Source organism: Pseudacidovorax intermedius (genome assembly GCF_003350475.1).
In the GTDB taxonomy this organism is placed as follows: Bacteria; Pseudomonadota; Gammaproteobacteria; order Burkholderiales; family Burkholderiaceae_C; genus Xenophilus; species Xenophilus intermedius.
This window is the reverse complement of record NZ_QQAV01000005.1, coordinates 245,737-268,393: the sequence shown is the minus strand read 5'-3', so window position 1 is coordinate 268,393 and position 22,657 is coordinate 245,737. Positions and strand designations below refer to the sequence as shown.

The window sequence follows — 22,657 nt, the reverse complement described above, 5'->3', positions numbered from 1 at the left end:
CGTGAACAAGGAATGCATGGGCGTCATTCGTGAGCGCCGCGCGGTGCCGCGGGCAGGGCCACGAGGCCACCGCCGCCGCCGCCGTGATGGCCCGGCGTGGCGGGATGCTCGGCAGAGACGAAGTCTTCGGCATGGGCCGGCACCTGGCCGTGCTGCCGCAGTGGCCGGTTGCCGGCCAGGCGGCGCAGCGCCACGTAGAAGACGGGCGTGAGGAAGAGGCCGAAGGCGGTCACGCCGATCATCCCGGCGAACACGGCCACGCCCATGGCATGGCGCATCTCGGCGCCCGCGCCGGAGGACAGCACCAGCGGCAGCACGCCCATGATGAAGGCCAGCGAGGTCATCAGGATGGGCCGCAGCCGCAGGCGACTGGCCTCGATGGCGGCCTGCACGGGCGTGCGTCCAGCAAACTCCAGCTCGCGCGCGAACTCCACGATCAGGATCGCGTTCTTGGCCGACAGGCCCACCAGCACGATCAATCCGATCTGCGTGAAGACGTTGTTGTCCCCCGCTGAGAGCCACACGCCGGTCATGGCCGCCAGCAGCCCCATGGGCACGATCAGGATGATGGCCAGCGGCAGCGTCAGGCTTTCGTACTGCGCGGCCAGCACCAGGAAGACCAGCAGGATCGCCAATGGGAAGACGAGAATCGCCGAGTTGCCCGCCAGGATCTCCTGGTAGGTCAGGTCGGTCCATTCGAAGTCGATGCCCGCCGGCAGCGTCTCGGCCGCGATGCGCGCGATGGCCGCCTGCGCCTGGCCCGAGGAATAGCCGGGCGCGGCGCCGCCGTTGACGTCGGCCGTGAGATAGCCGTTGTAGCGCATGGCGCGCTCGGGGCCGAAGCTCGCGTCGACCTTCATCAGGGCGGACAGCGGGATCATCTCGCCGGAAGACGAACGCACCTTGAGCGCGCCGATGTCCTCGGCCCGCGCGCGGTAGGGCGCATCGGCCTGCACGCGCACGCTGTAGGTGCGGCCGAACTTGTTGAAGTCGTTCGCATACAGGCTGCCCAGGTAGATCTGCAGCGTGTCGAAGATGTCGGTCAGCGGCACGCCCAGCTGCCGCGCCTTGGTGCGGTCCACGTCGGCGAAGAGCTGCGGCACATTGACTTGCCAGCTGGTGAACATGCCCGCCAGCTCCGGCGTCTGCCGTGCCTTGGCCATGAAGGCCTGCACGGCCTTGTCCATGGCCTCGTAGCCCAGGGAGGCGCGATCTTCCAGCTGCAGCTTGAAGCCACCGGTGGTGCCAAGGCCCGCCACGGGCGGCGGCGGGAACATCACGATGAACGCGTCCTGGATGCCCGAGAAGGCCTGGTTGAGCTGGCCAGCCACGGCCGCACCGCTCTGCTCCGGCGCCTTGCGCTGGTCGAAGGGCTTGAGCATGGCGAACACGATGCCCGCGTTGGAGCTGTTGGTGAAGCCGTTGATCGACAGGCCCGGGAAGGCCAGCGTACCTTCCACGTTGGGGTTCTTCTTCATGATGTCGCCCATGCGGCGGATCACGTCGTCGGTGCGGTCCAGCGTGGCGCCGTCGGGCAGTTGGGCGAAGCCGATCAGGTACTGCTTGTCCTGCGTGGGCACGAAGCCGCCGGGCACCGCCTTGAAGAGGCCGAAGGTCAGCGCGACCAGTGCCAGGTAGACGCCGAGCATCAGCGTCTTGCGCGAGATCACGCCGCGCACGCCTCGGCCATAGCCCTCGCTGCCGCGATGGAACAGGCGGTTGAAACCGCGGAAGAAGCCACCCAGCAGCCGGCCCATGCCACGCGTGAGCGCATCGCGCGGCGCGTCGTGGCCCTTGAGCAGCAGGGCCGCGAGGGCCGGCGACAGCGTGAGCGAGTTGATGGCCGAGATCACCGTCGAGATGGCGATGGTGACGGCGAACTGCCGGTAGAACTGGCCCGTCAGGCCCGAGATGAAGGCCAGCGGCACAAACACCGCCACCAGCACCAGCGCGATGGCGATGATGGGCCCCGACACCTCGCGCATGGCTCTGTACGTGGCCTCGCGCGGGGTCAGGCCGGCTTCGATGTTGCGCTCGACGTTCTCCACCACCACGATGGCGTCGTCCACCACGATGCCGATGGCCAGCACCAGACCAAAGAGCGACAGCGCGTTGATCGAGAAGCCCAGCAGGTGCAGCACGGCGAAGGTGCCCACCACCGACACCGGCACGGCCAGCAGCGGAATGATGGACGCGCGCCAGGTCTGCAGGAACAGGATGACGACCAGCACCACCAGCGCGACGGCCTCCAGCAGCGTGTGGATCACCGATTCGATGGACGCGCGCACGAACTGCGTCGGGTCGTAGGCGATGCGGTATTCCACGCCCTCGGGCATGGCCTTCTGGATCTCGGCCATGGTGCGGCGCACCTGCTCGGAGATCTGCAGCGCATTGGAGCCCGGCGCCTGGAAGACGCCGATGCCCACGGCCGGATCGTTGTCCAGCAGCGAACGCAGCGAATAGTCGGCCGCGCCCAGCTGGATGCGGGCCACGTCGCGCAGACGCACCACCTGCGTCGAAGGCTCACCGGCGGCGCCGCCCTTGACGATGATGTCGCCGAACTCCTCTTCATTGGCCAGGCGGCCACGCGCGTTGACCGACAACTGCAGGTCCACGCCCGAGAGGCCCGGCGAGGCGCCGACCACGCCGGCCGCGGCCTGGATGTTCTGCCCGCGGATGGCAGAGACCACGTCGTTGGCCGACAGGCCGCGCTGGGCCATCTTCTGCGGGTCGAGCCAGACGCGCATCGCGTATTCGCCGCCGCCCCAGATCTGCACCTGACCCACGCCCTCGATGCGGGCCAGGCGGTCCTTGACGTTGAGCACCGCGTAGTTGCGCAGGTAGTCGATGTCGTAGCGCTTGTTGGGCGACACCAGGTGCACCACCATCGTGATGTCCGGCGAGCTCTTGACGGTGGCGAGGCCCAGGCGGCGAACCTCTTCGGGCAGCCGTGGCTCGGCCTGCGCCACGCGGTTCTGCACCAGCTGCTGGGCCTTGTCGGGGTCGGTGCCGAGGCGGAAGGTCACCGTCAGCGTCATCACGCCGTCGGTGGTGGCCTGGCTGCTCATGTAGAGCATGCCTTCCACGCCGTTGATCTGCTCTTCGAGCGGCGTGGCCACCGTCTCGGCGATCACCTTGGGATTGGCGCCGGGGTACTGCGCGCGCACCACGATCTGCGGTGGTGCGACTTCGGGGTACTCGGAGATCGGCAGGCCGCGCAGCGCGATCAACCCGGCGATCAGCATCAGCAGCGACAGCACGCCGGCAAAGATCGGCCGGTCGATGAAGAACTTGGAGAGATTCATGGCGCCAACTCCTGGTGGCGGGGTGAAGCGATCCCCCGCGCGCAGCACGAAGGGCTGCGCACGGTGGCGACTTGGAAGCGGAAAGAGAAGGAGCGCGCCGCGTGCGGCGCGATGCGTCGGCGGTGTGGTGCCTTTAGCTGCGCGAGGCGACGCGTTCGGCACCTGCCGAGCTGGCAGCCGTCATCGGCACCTCGGTGGGCGCCACGACCATGCCGGGCCGCACATGCTGCGTGCCGTTGACCACGACACGTTCGCCAGCCTTCAGGCCGGTGCTGACCACGCGCAGGCCCTGCACGGGCGCACCCAGCGTGATCTCGCGGTATTCGGTCTTGTTGCCCTCGCCCACCACCAGCACGAACTTCTTGCTCTGGTCTGTGCCGATGGCCCGTTCACTGACCAGCAACGCACGGCTCTCGCCGGCCTGGCCCATGCGGATGCGGGCGAACTGACCGGGAATGAGCGCGCCGTCGGCGTTGTCGAAGCGGGCGCGCACCCGCACCGTGCCGCTGCGCGCATCGACCTGGTTGTCGATCAGCTGCAGGCGACCTTCGTAGGGCGTGCCGTCGGTGGCGGCAGTGCCCATCTGCACCGGGATGCTGGCGAGCTGGGCCCGTGCGCTGGCACCGCCGGGCAGTGCCTTCAAGGCGCGGGCCACCGCCTGCTCGTCGGCATCGAAGCTGGCATAGATGGGGCTCACCGACACCAGCGTGGTCAGCACCGGCGCACCCGGGCCGGCAGGCACGAGGTTGCCCACGGTCACCTCGGCCCGGCCGATGCGGCCGGCCACCGGCGCGCGCACCTGCGTGTACGACAGGTTCAGCCTGGCACTCTGCAGCGCGGCCTGGGCGGCGCGCAGGTTGGCTTCGGCTTCCTGGCCGGCATTGAGGCGCTCATCCAGTTCGCGCTGGGCGATGGCCTGCTCGCCGTACAGCCGGCGGGCGCGCTCCTGCTCGCTGCGGGTGTAGGCGGCGCGGGCCTGGGCCGAGGCCACCTGCGCCTCGGCGCGCTGAACCTCGGCCTGGTAGGGCGCCGGGTCGATGGTCAGCAGCAGTTCGCCCTGCTTGACCAGCGCGCCTTCGCGGAAATGGATGGCCTGCACGGCGCCGGCCACGCGCGAGCGGACCTCGACGCGCTCGACGGCTTCCAGGCGGCCGGAGAACTCGTCCCAGGCGCTGACAGGCCGCGACTCGACGGCGGCCACGGTCACGGGCTTCGCAGGGGGTGTCGCGGGGACGGGCGTGTCGCTGGCCTCGGCGCGCAGGCCGGGAACGCCCAGCACACCGGCCCCGATGGCGAGCACGGCGGTGAGGCTCGTGATGGCGGGCCACACGCGGCGGCGAGTGGGTGGTGTGGCGGCAGCGGAGGTCTTGTCGAGGTGGGACATGGAGGTCTTTCTTTCGGATCGAAGGAATGCAGGGGCCAGCCCGGCGCTTGTGGCGCAGGCGGCATGGGCGTGGAAGAAGGGGTGGCGTGCGCGCGGCTTCAGCCGGCGCAGCACGGCCCGCGCGGCCGGGCAAGGCCGCGAGCGCAGTCGCAAGGGGGTGATCGGTCAGCGCCGCACAGCGACGCCGTCGGAACGCCGATCAGCTGGGCGGCGTGGCCGCCGCCGCGCGCCGGGCCTCGAAGAAGGCCGTGACCCTCTGCCGCGCGGCCACACCGCAGGCCGGACATCCCGGGTCGTCGGGCTGGTACAGCGCCTCCGGCCACTGAGAGGTGGCGGGCAGCACTTCCGCCACCACGTCGATGCCGGCGGCGCGAAGCCGCTTGGCATAGGCCAGGGCCTCGTCACGCATCGGGTCGTCGGGGCCGACCAGCACCAGCGTCGGCGCCACGTCGGTCAGTCGCAGGGCCGAACCGGGCACCGCGTAGGGATGCGTGGCATCCATGGGGCGGCGCAGGTATTGCTGCCAGCCGGTGGCCCATTTGCAGGCCGCATCGGCGCAGGAGGCTTCGCGCAGCGACGCGGTGCCGGCGCAAGGGTCCAGCATGGGCGAGAGGAGGATCTGGCCCGCCAGCGGCGGGTGGCCACGGTCGCGGGCCACCAGCGCCACCGCAGCGGCAAGGTTGCCGCCGGCCTCCTCGCCCGCCAGATAGATCTGCGCGCCCTTGCCCGCCAGCTTGACGCGCTGCTTGTAGAGCCATTCGAGGGCCGCGAAGCCCACCTCGATAGGCTTGGGAAAGGGATGCTCGGGCGCCAGCGGATAGGCCAGCGACAGGACGCGCGCACCCGCAGCGGCCAGCAGCCGGCCCACGTTGCGCCCGTTGTCCAGGTCGCCGCAGACGAAGGTGCCGCCATGGAAATGCAGCACGAGCGGCATGGCCGCCGCTCCCTTGAGACGCTCTCCGTAGATGCGGGCTTTCACGGGCTCGCCGCCGGGCAGGTCGATGTGCAGATCCTCCTCTGCCACGGCGCAGCCGGCCGGGGAAGTGGCGGCGGACGCTGGGGCTTGGGGATTCGTGCTCATGGCAGGCCTTTCGGATCGGACGTGGGAAGTCTTTGGGGTGCGGCGTGGATCGAACTATACGAACGCCCGCCGCTTGCACGGACCGTGCCGATGCCCCTACTCTGTTTCCCGGGCAGCAACAATGGAGGGCTGGTTGCCGCACAGAATGCGGGGCCACAAGGCGGCCTGGCCATCGCCAGCCTGCCGCATCCCGCGCGCGCGGGATGTCAGCCCTTTTCGCACATCGATCCATGGACCAGATCCAGACCATGCGGGTGTTCGTGCGTGTCGTGGAGGCGGGCAATTTCACCCGCGCCGGCGACTCGCTCGGCCTGCCCAAGGCCACCGTGACCAAGCAGATCCAGTCGCTGGAGTCGCGGCTGCGCGTCAAGCTGCTCAACCGCACCACGCGGCGCGTGACCGTCACACCGGACGGTGCGGCCTACTACGAGCGCGTGGCGCGCCTGCTCAGCGACTTCGACGAGCTGGAGTCGAGCATGACCAACAGCAACGCCGCGCCCTCGGGCCGGCTGCGCGTGGACGTGGGGACCGCCATGGCGCGGCTCGTCCTCATCCCGCGGCTGCAGAGTTTCTGCGACCAGTACCCCGACATCCAGGTCGACCTGGGCGTCAGCGATCGTCCGGTCGACCTGATCGGCGACAACGTGGACGTGGTGATCCGCGGCGGAGAGATCGGCGACCAGTCGCTGGTGGCGCGGCGCATCGGCACCCTGCCCTTCATGACGGTCGCCTCGCCCGACTACCTGAAGCGCTACGGCGTGCCCCGCACGCCGCATGACCTGGAGCGCGGGCGGCAGCACGTCATCAATTTCTTCTCGCACAACTCGCGCCGGGTCTATCCGCTGGAGTTCCACAAGGATGGCGAGACGCTGGAGGTAACCGGCCCCGCCCGCCTTGCCGTGAACGACAGCAATGCCTACACCGAGGCAGCGCTCGCCGGCTTCGGCGTGGCGCAGATGGTGCGCTTCATCGCCGCGCCCTACGTGGCCCGGGGCGAACTGGTGGAGCTGTTTCCGGACTGGGAATGCCCTCCCCTGCCGGTGCATGTGGTGTATCCGCCCAACCGCCACCTGAGTGCCAAGGTCCGCGCTTTCGTGGACTGGACGGCGGCAGAGTTCGCCCGCAACCAGGATCTGGCCCGGGCGCCGGACACGGCAGCGGTCCGCGCCGGCTGACGTCGGCGCTCGCCGCTCTGCCCTGCCCGGCCGTGCCGGGCATCACTCCTCGTCGCCACCCATCTCGGTCGCGATCTCCAGCAGATCTTCGGCGCTGGGCTTGTCCCAGCCGGGGCCGAAGGTCGCATCGCCGAAGAAGCGCAGCATCTCCTGCCGCACCATCGGATGCTGCCAGCCGCTGGAACCTAGCCGCTTGATGATGGACGGATGGGCGCCGCGGCCCTGCAAGGTGAGCATCAGCTGGCCTTCCAGCTCGTGCTGGGTTTCCTCTGACAGTTGCTCGATGGCGGACAGGCAACGCTCGTTGGCGCGGCGAATCCACTCCGCCTGCCAGCGCTGGCGACGCTGCGACTGCTGCTCGCGCGCCGCCAGCGCCGCTGCGGCGGGATGGGCTGCGGCGGCCTGCGCCGCAGTATCGACCTGGTCGCTGCCCCGCGCCAGCAGCGCCTTGAGATAGCGGGCCGGATCCCGCAGCGGTTCGGGATAGGCCGTGTTCACCCGCCGCTCCAGCACATCGAGGGCCGAGCGCACCGCAGCCTCGTCGCAGCCCGCGGCCATCTGCTCGAAGGCTTCCTCGCTCACGCCCAGCGCGATGGCGCGGCTCACGGCGACCATGTCGACCGGCGCGGGCGCGCGGGCCAATGTGAGCGCAGACTGCTTCTTCCGGCCAATGTGGAACTGGATCTCGTCGATGAAGCGCCCCTGCTTGTGCTCGACCAGCTCGATCTCCAGATCGGTGATCGCATTGACTTCGGCGATGGCCGGCTTGAGGGTGTCGCGCTTGAAGATCCGGTATTCGAGGCGGTCGGTCTTCTCGGTGTGGGGATTACCGCTGAGCACCGGATACCACCAGCGCCAGGGCTGTCGCGCTGTCCGGCCGATGTCCTTGTAGCGGGTGCAGATCTCGTAGAGCACCACGCCCGCATGGGTGCGCAACTGGCTGATCACTTCCAGCCGAAGCCGCGCGAACACGCTCGGGTCCAGCAGTTCCTGCTTCAGGTTGACCGCATAAGACCACTCGACCCAGACCTGGCCGCGCTCCTTGCTGAGTCGCGCATGGGCCAGCAGGCCACTGACATTCCAGGCCGCGCCCTCCCCACTCGTGGGCGACTGCCACTCCACCGTGGTGGACACCATCGCTCGCAGGTGCTTCTTGATCAGCGCATGGTCGTTGCTGTCGAAATCCAGGCCGCGGACCACCGAGTCGAGCGGGGTCCGGAAGACGTCCTTTTCCATCCCCTGCTCCTGCGCCAGGTACAGGAGCACGTTGTAGCTCTTGCGCCCAAGGGTGGTGATTCGCGTCGACTTGGGAACGATGGCCAGCGTGTTGACGGCCTTGCGCAGCAGCTGCACGTCGTCGGAGACGGCCGGACCGCCGCCGCCCGCGGAAGCACGGGCGCGCACGATGTCGGGAGTCCGGAGGGTTCGAGCCATGGACGGTAATGTACGCGAGAGGTGATCGCGCCTTTCACCTGAAAGCGTTCGGATCCCGCTCCTGAAAACTCTCACGTGAAACCGGCGCCGCGCTTCGCTCAAACCAGCGCAAGCGGAGAGTTTTCGGGATTGCAGGCTGAAGGAGTCTGGGCGCAGCCACCTGGACACGGCGCGCCGCCCGGATTTCGGCCCTGGAGAGCCCTTCCCTCTTCCACAGCGCACCATAAAGCGGCGCCAGGCGCCTCGACGGAGGCCCACGGAGCGATGGCCCGCCCTTCTTTCCTGAAAACACTCACCTCAGACCGTCTCGCCGGGACCTCGCGGACTCATGAAAACACGCACCCTCACTACCGAAAAGTCTCCGTCTTCTCCCGTCTCCCTGGCTCTCAGCTCCCGATCCGTCGCCGTATCGTCCCGAATCCCTGCATCTCTTCGGCGCCAAGTGGTTGTCACCATTGGAGTTTCTCGAGGCTAAAGGTATTAAAGGAATTGAAGGACTTAGAGTCTTTCCTAAAGGCGATCCAACCCCCAGAAATCGAATCACACCGCAGATGCGGTGGCCTTGACGTTTTTCCAGCCATTTCACTGAATTCCGTCAAGTGACTCGGTAAACTCGAGCAATCAGGAGTTTCATATGGCATCTTCCCCCCTTCCAGCCCCTCGGCCCATCAGCCTGTCGGACATTGCCGCGCAGGCCGAACGCGCGGTTGCCATGATGGAGCAGATTCGCTCCGCCATGTTGGCGCCCACTGCCCGCAAAGAAGCCCCCATGTTCAGCCTCTCCCAGCTGGCCAGCCTGCTGGAGATGGAAAAAGGCTCGATTTCGCACCGGCTAGGCAAAGGCGACCTGCCCGCGGGGCGGCTCAACGCATCGGGCAGCCGACGGGAGTTCACGCTGGCCGAAGCGCGTCAGTGGGTCCGCGAATACCGCAAGGACCGCCTGCGGCCCGAGGGTGCCGAAGCCGTGACCATTTCCATTGGCAACTTCAAGGGCGGCGTGTCCAAGACGACCACTGCCGTCACCCTGGCGCAAGGCCTGTCGCTGCTGGGGCATCGCGTGCTGGTCATCGACACCGATCCTCAAGGTTCGCTGACCACGCTGTTCGGCATCCTCCCAGACACGGAAGTCGAGGAACAGGACACCATCCTGCCTCTGGCCATGGGAACGGAGACCTCGATTCGGTACGCGATCCGCTCCACCTATTGGGACGGCATCGACCTGGTGGCTGCCGCGCCCGTGTTGTTCGGTGCAGAGTTCGCGCTCCCTGCGCGGCAGACGCAGGAGCCCGGTTTCGAGTTCTGGCGGGTGCTGGACCTCGGCATCGATGACGTGCGCGGCGACTACGACGTGATCGTGATCGACACCCCCCCTGCCCTGTCGTACACGACCATCAATGCCTTCATGGCCTCCAACGGCATCATCATGCCGTTGCCGCCGAATGCCCTCGACTTTGCTTCCGCCTCGCAGTTCTGGAGCCTTTTCTCCGACCTGACCGGGGAACTGCTCACCAAACGCGGTTTGGACAAGCATTTCGATTTCATCCATGTGCTGCTGGCCCGGGTCGATTCGGCCGACGCCGCCAGTACGGTGATCCGCCAATGGATCGGCCAGACCTATGCGGAAAAGGTGCTCCCCGTGGAGATTCCCAAGACCGCCGTCACCGGGGTGGCCAGTGCTGAATTCGGCACCGTGTACGACGTCTCCCGCTACGACGGAAGCGCCCGCACCTTCAAACGTGCTCGGGACGCCTATGACAGTTTCGTTGGGCAGATCGAAGGGTCAGTCCGCGCCGTTTGGAACGGGCAGGCCGGGGTGTTGAACGGTTCAACACCCCCAGCCAACTCGCCTAAGGAGGGTCGTCGATGAGCAAGAAGCTTGCAGCCAAGGCCAGCCTGATCCAGCTGCCGCCCTTTCGCACGCCGCCTGCGGTGGCGGCCGCCCCGGCTGTCGACGAGCAGCCCCGCGAACTGCCGGTCAGCCCCACGGGCGGGCCGTCCGCGGCCAGCGCACCCAACCCGGAGGCGCGACCCAAGACCGCGCCCGGGTCCATGGCGGTGTTCATGGCATCGCAGTCGGCGGCGGTGAAAGAGGCGGAAGAGCTGAAGCTCAAGCTGCGCGCCTTCGAGGGTGCGGTGCCGATGAAGGCTTTGGATCCCCGGCGGATCCGCGCTTCCCGGTGGGCGAACCGGCATGCCAACGCGCTTGCCGACAAGGCGTTCGAAGAGTTGAAGGCGGACATCGCGTCGAGCGGGACGAACGTGCAACCTGTCTGTGTCCGTGCGCTGGCTGTAGGTGCCGATCCGTCGGCCGACTATGAACTCGTGTTTGGCCATCGTCGACACCGCGCCTGTCTGGAACTGGGCATCCCCGTCCAAGCCATCATTGCGGACATCGACGACAAAGGCCTGTTCGAGGCCATGGAGCGCGAGAATCGCGCCCGCAAGAACCTCAGCGCCTGGGAGCAGGGCATGATGTACCGGCGGGCGCTGGACAACGGGCTGTACCCTTCCCAGCGCAAGCTGGCCGAGGCAGTGGGCGTCGACTTGTCGCTGATCTCCAAGAGCCTTGCCTTGGCGCGCTTGCCCGATGCCGTGGTCGAGGCATTTCCATCGCCCCTCGACGTGCAGTTCCGTTGGGCACAGCCGCTCAGCGAAGTGCTGCAGCGGGACCCCGAAGGCCTCGTCGCACGCGCCAAGGAACTAAAGGCCAGCAAGGTGGCGTTGAATGCCAAGCAGGTGCTCGACGCCCTGCTGGGCCAGGCCGACAAGGCGCTGAACCGTTCAACATCCCCGGCTGAAAGACGTTTGGGCAGGGCAGGGCAGGGCGCTGTGCTGGCTGCGGACGCGACCGGACGAATGACGCTGCGCTTCGACCCGGGTGTTCTGACACCGACGCGTGAGGCGGCGCTGATCGACTGGTTGAACGCACAGTTCGGGGCAGATTGATCGCGCGCGGTGGTGTTGAACCGTTCAACACCACCATTTGGCGTCATGGTGCCGGGGCCATGACCAGTTGGAGGAGAGCGTTCATCCACCCTCCGCCTCGTGTCCCCGATTCCCAGAATTCTTCCTCGCGGGCAATGGCGCATTGTTCCGCCGATGCGTGTGCATTGGTTTGGTACTTCGTGTCGCCATTTCGTCCGCGCGCAACGTCCCCCCAAGGGGCAGACCCTGACCGTGCGTTCGGACCGCACTGGCATCGCACAGGTCCTAGATCAGATGCATCGCGAGACGCCCACTCTTGCGCCGTCCCGTTGCTATGCCGACTGGCCGAGTTCATCTTGTGCTCTCAAACATACGGTGGCGGTACTTGCCCCTCGAAGGTCGGGCGTTGGGCACTGGTGAGCCGCACTCGTCTATCGGCGCAAGAACGTGGGCATCCATTGCCGGGCGCTAGGCGTGCGCCGTCGAAGCCCCTATCAAAGCTGTCGGCAAGCGTCTGCAGGCAAAGTGCAAGCCTGCAGATGTCGCTTGCTCTCGGCCACGCGCCGCACAGGTACGCCTTCCTCTGATTGAGCACCCGCCGCAACTCGCAGCCGGGATGGGCTTGCACTCGGAAGGCGGGAATCTTGAGATCCTGTTGATCGGCAGGGCAGGGCAGGGCAGGGCAGGGCAGGGCAGGGCAGGGCAGGGCAGGGCAGGGCAGGGCAGGGCAGGGCAGGAGCCGGCCTTTCCACTGACCTCCGAGGCGGGCCGCGCCGACTTCGCTATGGCGAGACGTGGATGCGCCGGGGCAGGATCGCTCCGTCGATTCGGGCCTGTCCAAGGCTCCGAGGAACGAATGACCATCCGCGCCACGCTCCACCCGCGGCCCCGTGGATGTGCTGCTTCCAGGAGGCCGCTTGCGCGCTCAGCGTGCCCCTTCTCTGCCGACCGATGGTTCGACAGTCCCAGACCTCCGTCTGGCGGAGGCGCGTTCAAACGCCCATGCCCAATGCAAAAAAGTCCTTATCGATCAACCAGTTGCCAAAGAATCAGAAGGTCTTCGGAGAAGAAACCGGCGCTAAACCTCCAAAAAACCATGTATTGGTAATAAACTCAGAGTGTCGACCAGGCACCGGCTTCCCGTTCTACAACCGGAAGAAGCTGAGCGACGTGAAAGACGGTCCGTGCGCTCCACGACGTCGATCCCATGCCGCCCTCAAGCCGCCACCTTCCCGCCCATGACGCCTGCTCGCGCCCCTAAGGCTGACCCCGTCTCCGCACCCGCTGCCAAACCGCGTGCCCTGCATCGCGGCCACTTCGCCTTCATGCGGGCCGTCATCCAGGGCATCGACACGCGGCAGGCATGGTCGCGCTACATGCAGGGCGAGGACGACCGCGTGGACGAGCGGCTGATCCGCCGCGTCATCAACACCTACCGGGACGAGCTGGCAGCGGCGGCGCGCCGCCATGCGCGTCCGGGCACCGCCCGCCTGGTGCTGATGGACGCAAGTAGGCTCCCCGACGCCACCCGGGTCCGTCCGAGCCTGGAGGAGTTCGCGCTGGTGCGGGGTCTCGAAGACTTCTCGCTGGAGGACCAGCTCGCCGCCTTCGAGGAAGCCTGGGGTGCCGAGACGGAGGACCGTCGTCAGCAGTCCAAGCGCCGGCGGCTGGTGGACCGCCAACTGGAGGCGCTCTCGTGGCTGGAGGGGCTGGCCTCCCGCGCCCCCAGGGCCGACGACCCTGTAGAGGATTGGCTCGCGCCCGCACTGGCGCAGCGCGTCGCGGCGGCGGGCATGCCCACGTTGCGCAGCGTGGCGGACCGCATCCAGGCCGTCGGCGTGCGATGGTGGACGACCGTGCCGGCCGTCGGGCCCACCAAGGGGGCGCGCATCGTCGAGTGGCTGCGCGTCCATCAGCAGGAGACGGGTCTGGCGCTGGGCCCCCACGCCTTCGCGCCGATCGCTCACCTGGGCCGCGCCGCCTTGCAGCCCGTGGTGCCCCCTGCGACTGCGTTGCGTCCGCTCGAGAAGTTCGTGGTGCCCGAGGTGCTGCGCGGCAGGACCGGGCGCTTTCGGGCACCGCCGGCCACCTGCCGCATCTCTGCGTCCGATGATCTGGAGGCGGTGGCCGTCTGGCTTCAGGGCCGCGGCCGCCGCATGGGCGGCGGCGAGGGTGCGGCGCCCGCCGAAGAGACGCGGCGTGCCTATCGCAAGGAAGCCGAGCGCCTGCTGCTGTGGGCAGTCCTGGCCCAAGGAAAAGCGCTGTCCTCGCTTGACGAGGAGGACTGCGCCGCATACGTCGCGTTCGTCCGCTCACCACCCCCGGAATGGTGCGGTCCGCGTCACCATGAGCGCTGGTCGCCCCTCTGGCGACCGTTCGAAGGTCCTCTGCGCGCCGCGGCGCTGCAGCGTTGCATCGCCGTGCTGCGGGCGCTGTTCCGATTTCTGCACGACTGCGGCTATCTGACGCACGATCCATCAGGCGGGCTGCGGCCAGAGGGCGGGGGTGGGGTGCCCGACGCTTCCACGCCGAGCGCGGCCCAGCCCATGGCGCTGGATGTCCAGCAATCCTCCCTCATGGCTCCGGCGACGCCGGGCCTGGTACGCGCCCGGCGCGTAGCAGCATGGTTGCAGGAAACGGACGTCCAACCCGGCGCCCTGGCCCGCGCTCGCTGTGCGGATCTCGTTCCACCCGCGGCCACCGACGCTGCTGACACACCATGGCGACTGCGTGTGCAAGGAGAGCGGCGCGGCAGGCGCAGGGCGGCGCAACAGGATGCGATGGTGGAGGTGCCGGCCGCCCTGGTCGCGCAGCTGCAGTCGCTGCTGCGCACGATGGGCCGCCCGGCCGATCCGTGCGACGAGGTGAACGCGGAACTTCCCTTGATCTTCGATGCGCGCGACGGCCGCGTCGTCGGGCTGAGCCGAGAAGGTGTCTACAAGGCCATCAAGCGGCTCCTGCACCACTGCAGCGTCGGCATGCCCGAGCCGCAGCGGCAGGCGCTGCAGGCCGCATCCCCCCAGCGCCTGCGCCGACATCGGGCCCCTGCGCAGGCCCCTTCAATGAACGCAGCGGTCGCGGCCGCCAATCACTTGCGCGCCTGAGCGCCGCGCAGGCCCTCGGCATGCTGAAGGTGCTTCTGCACCACCGGCAGGGTCTTGGCGGCGTAGGCACGCAGGTCGTTGTCGCCTGTCTCGCGCTGTACGCGCTGCAGCTTCTCGACCGTCTGGCGATGGTCGGTCACGCCCACCATGCGGATGTACTGCTTGTCGAAGGCCTCGCCGCTCAGCGCCTTGAGGCCCGTGGCGACAAGCTTGTGCTTTGCGTCGGGCTCCGTCGGCAGCTCCACGTTCTTGCCGTGGGCGAGTTCCTGCAGCTCGGAAAGCGCCTTCTGATGGTCTTCCACCATCTGGCTGCCGAAGCGCTTCACGTCCTCGCTGCCGGCCTTCTCCTGCGCCAGGCGACCGGTCTCGATCTCGGCCATGTTGGCCTGGGCGAGGTCCCGCATCATGCGTTGGTCGGCGACCGCGACCCCGGGCGTCTTCTGGGCAGTGGCCCGCTGCGCGGGCGGCTGGGGCGCGGCGGGTGCGGTGGGCGAGGTCTGCGCCTGCTGGGCGGCGGCGTTGTGCAGCAGTGCGGGGCCGAGGGCGAGCGCGGCGGCAAAGCCCAGGGCATGCAGACGGGTGGCTTTTTGGCGGTTCATGAAGGTCCTTTTCTGAAAGAAGGGCGGCGCCGAAAAGCGCCGGCCTTCGTCCAGACTAGGCAGCCAGTCCGCCCTCTCCGTCGGACGATTCATGCCCCGGCGTGGGACCCCGGGGCCGGACCGCCGATCCCTTTGACTTACGGCGCCCGCGTGTCGGCGGGCAGGGCATACGCGCGCACGGCATCGCCTGGCTTGGTGCCCGTCGAGCCGTGACCACCCGCGGCCACGAGCACGTACTGGCGGCCGTCCTCGCCGGTGTAGCTCATCGGCGTGGCTTGGCCGCCCGCAGGCAGGCGGTCTTCCCACAGCTGGCGGCCGCTGCGCACGTCGTAGGCCCGCACGTAGTTGTCCAGCGCGCCGGAGTAGAAGGCCACCCCGCCCGCCGTCATCATCGGGCCGCCGATGCCGGGCACGCCCATGCGGAAGGGCAGCGGCAGAGGCGACAGGTCGCGGACGGTGCCGTTGCGGTGCTTCCAGGCCACCTGGCCCGAGCGCAGGTCCACGCCGGCCACATAACCCCAGGGCGGCGCCTGGCAGGGCAGGCCGACGGGCGACATGAAGGGCTTCATGGAGGCCGCGAAGGGCGCACCGAAGTTCTCATTGAGCGCGGGCAGGGAGCCCTTGGGCGGCCCGCCGTCCTGGACCATCAGCGTGGTGTCGTCGGGCCGCCGCACCAGCCGCGACACGAAGGCCAGGTACGTCGGTGTGGTGAAGGCCCAGCCGTGCTGCGGATCGACCGCGATCCCGCCCCAGTTGAAGACGCCGAAGTTGCCCGGGTAGATGATGGATCCCTGCTCCGACGGCGGCGTGAAGCGGCCTTCGTAGCGCAGCCGATGGAAGGCGATGCGGCAGGCGAGCTGGTCGAACATCGTCGCGCCCCACATGTCGCGCTCGGCCAGCGGCGGCGGCTCGAAGGAGAGGGCGGATTTGGGCTGCGTGGGCGCGGTGTGGTCACCCTCGGCGGCGCCCTGCGGCGCGGGCCGCTCGGTCACCGGCAGCAGCGGCTGGCCGGTGCGCCGGTCGAGCACGAAGAGCTCGCCCTGCTTGGTCGGCTGAACCAGTGCCGGCACGCGCTGGCCTCCGATGTCCAGGTCGATCAGCGTGGGCTGCGAGGGCACGTCGTAGTCCCACAGGTCGTGGTGCACGGTCTGGAAGTGCCAGCGCACGCGGCCGGTCGTCAGGTCGAGGGCGACCACCGAGGACGAGTAGCGCTCCACCGCCTCGCTGCGCTTGCCGCCCCACTGGTCGGGCGGCTGGTTGCCCATGGGAACGTAGACCATGCCCAGGGCCTCGTCCACGGACGAGATCGACCAGCTGTTGGGCGAGTTGGGCGTGTAGGTGCGGCCCGGGGGCAGGGGTGCGGTGTTGTCCGGATTGCCCGAGTCCCAGTTCCAGACCAGGTCGCCGGTCTGGATGTCGAAGGCGCGGATGACGCCCGATTGCTCCTTGGTGGACGCGTTGTCCAGCACCGTGCCGCCCACGATGATGAGCCGCTCGGTCACCACCACGGGCGACGTGGAGTAGTACGCACCCGGCCGCACGTTGGGCATGTGGCGCCAGAGGTCGATCTGCCCGCTGCCGCGGCCGAAGTCGGCGCACACGGCGCCGTTCTCCGGGTTGAGCGCGATCACGCGGCCATCGGCGGTGGGCATGAAGAGCTTGGCGGGGCAGCTGGGCGCCGTGGGTCCCTGGCGCGCGGCCACCGGAAGGGGCTGGGTCGCGGGATGGCTGTCCTCCTGCTTCGAGTTTTCGCCGGTGGGCGCGTTCATCGGGGCCGGGTTGGCCGCAGTGCCGGCGCCGGGACGTGCCGGCGCAGGTGCGGTGGCGGCCTCTGTTGCGGGTTGTGCCGCCGTCTCGATGGCGCTCTCTGCCACCGACGCGGCGTGGTACGAAAGGCCCCGGCAGGTCAGGTGCTGGAGTGCGAGGTCGCCCGCGATCTGCGGATCGAAACGCCACAGCTGCTTGCCGCTGGTCGCGTCGAGGGCGATGACGGACTGGTGCGGCGTGCACAGGAAGAGCCGGTTGCCGATCTTCAGCGGCGTGACTTCGAAGGTGGTCTCTTCAGGATCGCCCGGCCGGCCGCGCAGGTCGCCGGTGTTGAACTCCCACGCCAGCTTCAGCTGGTCGACGTTGGCCGGCGTGATCTGCGACAGCGGTGAGTAGCGCTGGCCTTCGCCCGTCCGGCCGTAGGCATGCCATTCGCCGGGTGGGACGGCAGGGGAGGGCGGCCGCGCCGCCGCGGCAGCTGCTGCCTGCAGCTCGCCGTCGACCTCATGCGGAGTGCGGAACCAGGAGGCCACTGCCAGCGCGGCCGACGCCATCAGCACCAGCCCGAGTGCCGCCCTGCCGCGACCCACCGCCGCGCTCGCGGGCGACGCCACGATCTTCGGCCGCAGCCCGCGTTCCAGCGGCCGGGGGCGCGCGATGTCGCGCGACAGCGCCCGGCGCATCCAGGGCAGCACCAGCCAGAGGCCGAGGACGAAGAGCACGTCCAGCCGCGCGGCCAGCGGCCACCAGTCCAGCCCCACCTCCCACAAGGCCCAGGCGGCCGAGCCGAGCAGCAGGGCGGCGTACAGCCACAGCGCCGATGGGGCCCGCCGCATCAGCAGGATACCGGTCACGGCAAGCAGCGCGCCGGCGATCAGGTAGTAGGCGCTGCCCCCCAGGGTGAGCAGCCAGACGCCGGCCGCGGCCAGCGCCAGGCCGAGCAGGAGGAAGACGACGCCGGTGATGCGTGCCATGGGAGCCTTTCGCGATGAGGCGCCGCATTCCGCGGCCCGGCGGGCACGCGTCGACGGCGCAGGAGGTACACGCCGATGAGGTTGCCGCCGACAGGGCCGCTGCGCTGTCGGTCATCGCCCGGCCGGTCTGTCGTCATACGCGGGGAGCTGCGGCGATGGCGATGCGGTCTGGGATCGGCGCCGGACCTTTGGCATCGACACCATGGATGCCTTGGCGGCGGGGCGCGCGCCTGCGCGTCACACCACAGCTTCGGGGCCCAGCAGCACGCGGTCGTACCGCCTCATTTCCCCCGGCTCCACGCCCATCCATCGCGCCACCATCTCGGGCCGGGTGCCGCGGCGCAACTGCCGCAGCGCGAAGGTGTGCCGCAGCCGGAACGAGCCGCCGGCGCCGCCGCGTCCTGCCACGCCAGCGGCTTCGAGCACTTTGCGTGCGCACTGGTATTGCGAATCGGCCAGCCACGGCTTGCCGGTCCGGGTGGAGGGGAACAGGAACTCGCCAGCGATGCGCGAGGCCGCGCGCACTTCCAGCCAATGGTGAAGCAACTCGGCCGCCCAGGGCGCGACCGGCGTCTCGCGTGCCCGGATCGTGCCATTGGCGGGCACGCGCAGCTTCCAGGTGCGGGCCTTCGGTCCCACGCCGTTCATCACGGGTGACGCCAGGGTGAGGGCGCGCACATCGCTGGGCGCCAGCCCGGCACCCAACTGGAGCGCGACGGAGGCGCGGTTGCGCACCTCCTGCCAGGGCAGGCTGGCGAGGGCGGCGGGGTCCTGGCCCGGGCGGGGCCGAGCGGCGGACAGGTGGGTCAGCAGCTGCCTGGCCTCCTGGGGCGTCAGCACCTCGGGTGGCGGGTCGGCCTGTTGCGATTCGGCATAGCGCACCTGGGGATTCGCGCGGACCCAGTCTGCAGGGGCGCGATTGGGACGGCGGCCGGTGCGGCTGGCATGGTGGGCGAGTACCCGCTCGATCAGCCGCATCAGCCGCAGGGCGTAGCGGGGCGAGAGGGACTGGTCCGACGCCTTGCGGCCATAACGCGCCGCCTGGAAGGCATGCAGGTCGCGCGGGTCGACGGCGTCCAGCCGGACGGCGGGGGACTGGCCGATGCACCAAGTGGCAAAGCTCTCCCACATCGCGCGGTAGACCTCGTGGGCCCCTGCCTTGCGAAGAACGCCGGCACCCTGCTGGTCGGCAGCCCATGCCTCGAAGGCATGCTGGAAGTCCACGGAGATCGGGGGAAGGGACGTGTCGATCATGGGAGGGGAGACACCATAAAAATAAGTTAACGGTCGGAGTGTCTTCTGGATTGAAGGCCAGCCTGTTTGGGTGTTGTGTTTGCCGTTAACTTATTTATTGACCGACCTGCTCGGCTCCTCCACCGATGGCTGGCACGGCTCGTCAACGCCCGCTGACGTAAACACCTCCCCAATCCGGGACGATCACCCGCGTTAACCGCCCGCGCACCATGTCCCAAGAAAACAACCCGCTGCCCATGACCCGGGCGCCCGACGGCATCGTCCGGGCCCACACACTGCCGCACAAAGGGCTGGTTCGGCACGCCAGCCCCTTGTCACTGCTGGTACTGGGCGGGGTGCTGCTGCTGGGCGTATCAGGTCTGCTCGGTCATGCGGGAATGGACCGCGATACGTACCGCAGCGACACGCTGTCCCACACCCTCGATGTCGAGATGCCCGTGGTGATCCGCACGGGTGACTTCTTCGAGACGCGGTTGCACGTCAAAGCAGGTGCCGACATTGCGAAACTCACCCTGGCCGTACCGGTCGGCCTGTGGCGGGAGATCACCGTCAACGCGATGGTCCCTCAGCCCGAGTCCGAAAGCGCCGACGGCGAGGCCTACACCTTCGACTTCGGCCCGCTTCGCGCCGGCAAGGAGATGCGCATCAAGATCGCGGCCCAGGTCAACCCGCGCCTGCATGGCGTCCTCGAAGGCGACCTCGAACTGCGCGATGGCGAACGTGTTCTGGTGCGTGCGCCGCGCCGACTGCGGGTGCTGCCCTGATGGAAGTCGTCCTGCGCGCCACCGCCATGTTTGCGGTCGTGTACCTGCTGGTGCGAGTCCTCGGCAAGCGCGAACTGGGGCAGATGACCCCCTTCGAATTCATCGTCATGGTCGTGGTGGGCGACCTGATCCAGCAGGGCATCACGCAGAACGACTTCAGCCTGACCGGCGCCACGCTCGCGATCAGCACCTTCGCCTTCTGGGGCGTGGTGCTGAGCTGGGCCGCCTACCTGTCGCCCAAGGCCGAGCGCCTGCTGGAGGGAGAACCCCGCGTGCTGATCCAGCACGGCCAACTGCTGGAACACAGCCTGCGCCGCGACCGGCTGACGCGCTCGGAGATCGAATCAGAGATGCGCCTGGCGGGCATCGCATCAATGGGCGACGTGGCCTGGGCCGTGCTCGAACCCAACGGAAAGATCAGCTTCATCAAGCAGGAGGAGGGCGCGCAGGAGCCATCCCGGCAGCAGAACGACCAGGCCGCGGGCTGAGGCGCCACCCGACCCCGCCACGTGGGCCGTCGACTTTGCGAGCAGGCGGCTCTTGCGGCCTAAGATGGCCGGCTTGCCGCATCACCCCTCCGTGCCTGCCATGAACGACGCCCTTTCCCACGCCCTCGAAGCCACCCTTGCGCGTTATGCGGCGCGCAATCCAACCAGCGCGCGCCTGCTCGACGAAGCAGCCACGGCGATGCCCGGTGGCAACACCCGAAGCGTGCTCTTTCACCCACCTTTCCCCCTCGCGATGAGCAGGGGCGAGGGCTGCCGCCTGTGGGACGAGGACGGCCATGCCTACCTCGACGCCCTTGGGGAGTTCACCGCTGCCCTCTATGGCCACTCCAACGCGCACATCCGCGCGGCCATCGCCGATGCGCTCTCGGCGGGCCTGAACCTGTCGTCCCACACGGCGCGCGAGGCGGCGCTGGCCCGCGAGATCCAGCGCCGCTTTCCCGGCATGGCGCTGCTGCGATTCGCCAACTCGGGCACCGAGGCCAACCTGCTGGCACTGGCAGTTGCCAAGGCCCACACCGGCCGCGGCAAGGTCGTGGTGTTCGAGGGTGCGTACCACGGCGGCGTCCTCACCTTCGGCGGCGGCCCCTCGCCCATGAACGTGCCGCACGACTTCGTCTTCGCGCGGTACAACGACCTGGGTAGCGTGCAAGCCCTGCTGGCCGACCATGGCCCCGACGTGGCCGCCATCCTGGTCGAGCCGATGCTGGGCGCCGGCGGCACGATCCCGGGTGACCCCGCCTTTCTGGCCGGCCTGCGCGCGCTGGCGACCGAGCACGGCGTGCAACTCATCTTCGACGAGGTCATGACCTCGCGCCTGTCCTTCGGCGGACGCCAGGCGCTGCTGGACATCGCCCCCGACCTGACCACGGCCGGCAAGTACCTGGGTGGCGGCCTGTCCTTCGGCGTCTTCGGTGGACGCGCCGAAGTCATGGCCCGCTTCGACCCGCGCCGGCCCGATGCCCTGGCCCATGCCGGCACCTTCAACAACAACGTGCTGACCATGGCAGCCGGCCTGGCCGGGCTGACGCAGGTACTCACGGCCGAGGCGCTCGATGCGCTCAACCGCCGCGGTGATGCGCTGCGCGAGCGCCTGAACGCCACGCTGGCGGACCAGGCCGTCGACATGCAGTTCACCGGTCTCGGCTCCCTCATGACGCTGCATGCCACGGCCCGGCCGGTACGCTCGCCGGCCGACCTGGCCGGCACGGACGGCCGCGCCAAGGACCTGGTCTTCTTCGCCCTGCTCGAACGCGGCATCTTCATGGCCCGCCGCGGGATGATCGCGCTCTCGCTGCCCTTCGGCGACGCCGAGTGCGACACGCTGGCCGCCGCCTTCGAGGACGCGATCCGCACCCATCGCGACGTGCTTCCCCGCCGCTGAGCGCATCCTTTCGGCAGCGCCCTCGCCACGACCTGTCACAAACGGCCCGGCCCATCCGTCTGCCGGACATGAGCGACACGACCGACCTGTTCCTGCGCCTGCGGCCCCGGCTGCATGGCATCGCCTACCGCATGCTCGGCTCGCCCGCCGAGGCGGAGGACGTGGTCCAGGACGCCTGGCTGCGCTGGCAGTCCAGCCCGCACGACGCGCTCGCAAGCGCCGAGGCCTGGCTGGTCACCATCACCACGCGCCTGGCCATCGACCGGCTGCGCAGTGCCCAGCACCAGCGCGAGCACTATGTCGGCACCTGGCTGCCCGAGCCTCTGATGGCCGACGGGGCGGCGCCCTCGCCCGAGGCCCTGCTGGAGCGGGCCGACGACCTGTCGGTCGCCTTCCTCGCGGTGCTCGAACGCCTGACCCCGGAGGCCCGCGCGGCCTTCCTTCTGCGCGAGGTCTTCGATGCGGGCTACGACGAGGTCGCCCGCACCCTGGGCAAGAGCGAGGCCGCCTGCCGGCAGATCGTGCACCGGGCCCGCACCCAGTTGCAGGACGCACGGCCCCGCCATCATGTGCCGCCCGAGCACCAGTTGCGCCTGCTGCGCGGCTTCGCCGACGCGGCTGCCAGCGGTCAGTTCGCCGACCTGCAGGCCTTGCTGGCCGAAGATGCGCAACTGGTCAGCGACGGCGGCGGCAAGGTGCCGAGCTTCGGCGTTCCGCTCGTGGGGTCGCGCCGCATCGCCCAGCTCTACTGGGCCGTGCACCGGCGCCATGGCGCGCGCGTGCGTTACGAGGTGGTGGTGCTCAACGGCCAATGGAGCGTGCTGCGCTTCATTGACGAGGCGCTCGAATCGGCCCAGACCTTCCAGACCGATGGTCAGCACATCCAGGTCGTCCATACCCAGCGCAATCCCGACAAACTGGCCCGCATCGCCGCCGCACTGGGCCGGCCACTGGCCGCTGTCACAGGGGCCGGGTCCCGCTCGTCTTGAGGGTGTGTTCCA

15 protein-coding genes are annotated in these 22,657 nt (G+C 68.9%); 8 read left to right on the top strand and 7 right to left on the bottom strand.

The features are described from left to right. Positions 1 to 23: 23 nt before the first annotated feature. From DFR41_RS15170 to DFR41_RS15160, 3 genes are all read right to left on the bottom strand, one after another. Complete coding sequence (locus DFR41_RS15170; RefSeq protein WP_114803312.1) at positions 24 to 3,305, bottom strand: efflux RND transporter permease subunit; 3,282 nt, start codon at positions 3,303 to 3,305, stop codon at positions 24 to 26. 133 nt (positions 3,306 to 3,438) lie between these two features. Continuing rightward, the gene (locus tag DFR41_RS15165; protein ID WP_114803311.1) at positions 3,439 to 4,689 is read right to left on the bottom strand and encodes an efflux RND transporter periplasmic adaptor subunit; all 1,251 of its coding nucleotides are present in this window, start codon (positions 4,687 to 4,689) and stop codon (positions 3,439 to 3,441) included. 199 nt (positions 4,690 to 4,888) lie between these two features. Further along, the gene (locus tag DFR41_RS15160) at positions 4,889 to 5,770 is read right to left on the bottom strand and encodes an alpha/beta hydrolase (RefSeq protein ID WP_114803310.1); all 882 of its coding nucleotides are present in this window, start codon (positions 5,768 to 5,770) and stop codon (positions 4,889 to 4,891) included. Positions 5,771 to 6,000: 230 nt separating this feature from the next. On the opposite strand from DFR41_RS15160, the gene DFR41_RS15155 reads away from it, so the two are divergent. Next, positions 6,001 to 6,945, top strand: coding sequence for a LysR family transcriptional regulator (locus DFR41_RS15155; protein WP_017760940.1), 945 nt, complete (start codon positions 6,001 to 6,003; stop codon positions 6,943 to 6,945). A gap of 42 nt (positions 6,946 to 6,987) precedes the next feature. On the opposite strand, the gene DFR41_RS15150 is transcribed toward DFR41_RS15155, so the two are convergent. After that, complete coding sequence (locus DFR41_RS15150; RefSeq protein WP_170159383.1) at positions 6,988 to 8,379, bottom strand: replication initiation protein; 1,392 nt, start codon at positions 8,377 to 8,379, stop codon at positions 6,988 to 6,990. Between the two features lie 634 nt (positions 8,380 to 9,013). On the opposite strand from DFR41_RS15150, the gene DFR41_RS15145 reads away from it, so the two are divergent. The 3 genes from DFR41_RS15145 (at position 9,014) to DFR41_RS15130 (ending at position 14,408) form a co-directional block, all read left to right on the top strand. After that, entirely contained in the window at positions 9,014 to 10,246 is a 1,233-nt protein-coding gene (locus DFR41_RS15145; protein ID WP_196933612.1) for an AAA family ATPase, read from the top strand. Beyond that, positions 10,243 to 11,325: a ParB/RepB/Spo0J family partition protein gene (locus tag DFR41_RS15140; RefSeq protein WP_114803308.1), complete on the top strand. Its 1,083-nt coding sequence runs from the start codon at positions 10,243 to 10,245 to the stop codon at positions 11,323 to 11,325. The genes DFR41_RS15145 and DFR41_RS15140 overlap by 4 nt, the downstream gene beginning before the upstream one ends. Before the next feature lie 1,217 nt (positions 11,326 to 12,542). Then, a complete protein-coding gene (locus DFR41_RS15130; protein WP_114803306.1) occupies positions 12,543 to 14,408 on the top strand; it encodes a phage integrase family protein in 1,866 nt (621 codons plus the stop codon). Here the strand turns inward: DFR41_RS15130 and DFR41_RS15125 are convergent. The 3 genes from DFR41_RS15125 to DFR41_RS15115 all read right to left on the bottom strand — a co-directional run bounded on the left by DFR41_RS15125 (position 14,393) and on the right by DFR41_RS15115 (position 19,002). Next, a complete protein-coding gene (locus DFR41_RS15125; protein WP_170159381.1) occupies positions 14,393 to 15,007 on the bottom strand; it encodes a DUF4142 domain-containing protein in 615 nt (204 codons plus the stop codon). The two genes, DFR41_RS15130 and DFR41_RS15125, sit on opposite strands and share 16 nt — an antisense overlap. A 137-nt stretch (positions 15,008 to 15,144) precedes the next feature. Then, positions 15,145 to 17,748, bottom strand: a complete 2,604-nt coding sequence (locus DFR41_RS15120; RefSeq protein WP_114803304.1) for a glucose/quinate/shikimate family membrane-bound PQQ-dependent dehydrogenase — start codon at positions 17,746 to 17,748, stop codon at positions 15,145 to 15,147. A gap of 237 nt (positions 17,749 to 17,985) precedes the next feature. Continuing rightward, the gene (locus DFR41_RS15115; RefSeq protein WP_114803303.1) at positions 17,986 to 19,002 is read right to left on the bottom strand and encodes a tyrosine-type recombinase/integrase; all 1,017 of its coding nucleotides are present in this window, start codon (positions 19,000 to 19,002) and stop codon (positions 17,986 to 17,988) included. 236 nt (positions 19,003 to 19,238) lie between these two features. On the opposite strand from DFR41_RS15115, the gene DFR41_RS15110 reads away from it, so the two are divergent. The 4 genes from DFR41_RS15110 to DFR41_RS15095 all read left to right on the top strand — a co-directional run bounded on the left by DFR41_RS15110 (position 19,239) and on the right by DFR41_RS15095 (position 22,645). Next, entirely contained in the window at positions 19,239 to 19,766 is a 528-nt protein-coding gene (locus DFR41_RS15110) for a hypothetical protein (RefSeq protein WP_114803302.1), read from the top strand. Next, positions 19,766 to 20,254 (top strand): DUF421 domain-containing protein, encoded by a 489-nt coding sequence (locus tag DFR41_RS15105; RefSeq protein WP_017761230.1) that lies wholly within the window; start codon positions 19,766 to 19,768, stop codon positions 20,252 to 20,254. The genes DFR41_RS15110 and DFR41_RS15105 overlap by 1 nt, the downstream gene beginning before the upstream one ends. Positions 20,255 to 20,354: 100 nt before the next feature. Beyond that, positions 20,355 to 21,656 carry an aspartate aminotransferase family protein gene (locus tag DFR41_RS15100; RefSeq protein ID WP_114803380.1) on the top strand — a complete coding sequence of 434 codons (1,302 nt, stop codon included), beginning with the start codon at positions 20,355 to 20,357 and terminating at the stop codon, positions 21,654 to 21,656. A gap of 68 nt (positions 21,657 to 21,724) precedes the next feature. Beyond that, positions 21,725 to 22,645, top strand: coding sequence for an RNA polymerase sigma-70 factor (locus DFR41_RS15095; protein ID WP_017761232.1), 921 nt, complete (start codon positions 21,725 to 21,727; stop codon positions 22,643 to 22,645). Positions 22,646 to 22,657: the final 12 nt, after the last annotated feature.

Bases quoted from the DNA above. Each gene is read 5' to 3' on its own strand.
- DFR41_RS15145 (WP_196933612.1), top strand. From the start codon at position 9,014: ATGGCATCTTCCCCCCTTCCAGCCCCTCGGCCCATCAGCCTGTCGGAC.
- DFR41_RS15100 (WP_114803380.1), top strand. From the start codon at position 20,355: ATGAACGACGCCCTTTCCCACGCCCTCGAAGCCACCCTTGCGCGTTAT.
- DFR41_RS15110 (WP_114803302.1), top strand. From the start codon at position 19,239: ATGACCCGGGCGCCCGACGGCATCGTCCGGGCCCACACACTGCCGCAC.
- DFR41_RS15120 (WP_114803304.1), bottom strand. From the start codon at position 17,748: ATGGCACGCATCACCGGCGTCGTCTTCCTCCTGCTCGGCCTGGCGCTG.
- DFR41_RS15130 (WP_114803306.1), top strand. From the start codon at position 12,543: ATGACGCCTGCTCGCGCCCCTAAGGCTGACCCCGTCTCCGCACCCGCT.
- DFR41_RS15170 (WP_114803312.1), bottom strand. From the start codon at position 3,305: ATGAATCTCTCCAAGTTCTTCATCGACCGGCCGATCTTTGCCGGCGTG.
- DFR41_RS15165 (WP_114803311.1), bottom strand. From the start codon at position 4,689: ATGTCCCACCTCGACAAGACCTCCGCTGCCGCCACACCACCCACTCGC.
- DFR41_RS15160 (WP_114803310.1), bottom strand. From the start codon at position 5,770: ATGAGCACGAATCCCCAAGCCCCAGCGTCCGCCGCCACTTCCCCGGCC.
- DFR41_RS15095 (WP_017761232.1), top strand. From the start codon at position 21,725: ATGAGCGACACGACCGACCTGTTCCTGCGCCTGCGGCCCCGGCTGCAT.
- DFR41_RS15150 (WP_170159383.1), bottom strand. From the start codon at position 8,379: ATGGCTCGAACCCTCCGGACTCCCGACATCGTGCGCGCCCGTGCTTCC.
- DFR41_RS15140 (WP_114803308.1), top strand. From the start codon at position 10,243: ATGAGCAAGAAGCTTGCAGCCAAGGCCAGCCTGATCCAGCTGCCGCCC.
- DFR41_RS15105 (WP_017761230.1), top strand. From the start codon at position 19,766: ATGGAAGTCGTCCTGCGCGCCACCGCCATGTTTGCGGTCGTGTACCTG.
- DFR41_RS15155 (WP_017760940.1), top strand. From the start codon at position 6,001: ATGGACCAGATCCAGACCATGCGGGTGTTCGTGCGTGTCGTGGAGGCG.
- DFR41_RS15125 (WP_170159381.1), bottom strand. From the start codon at position 15,007: ATGAACCGCCAAAAAGCCACCCGTCTGCATGCCCTGGGCTTTGCCGCC.
- DFR41_RS15115 (WP_114803303.1), bottom strand. From the start codon at position 19,002: ATGATCGACACGTCCCTTCCCCCGATCTCCGTGGACTTCCAGCATGCC.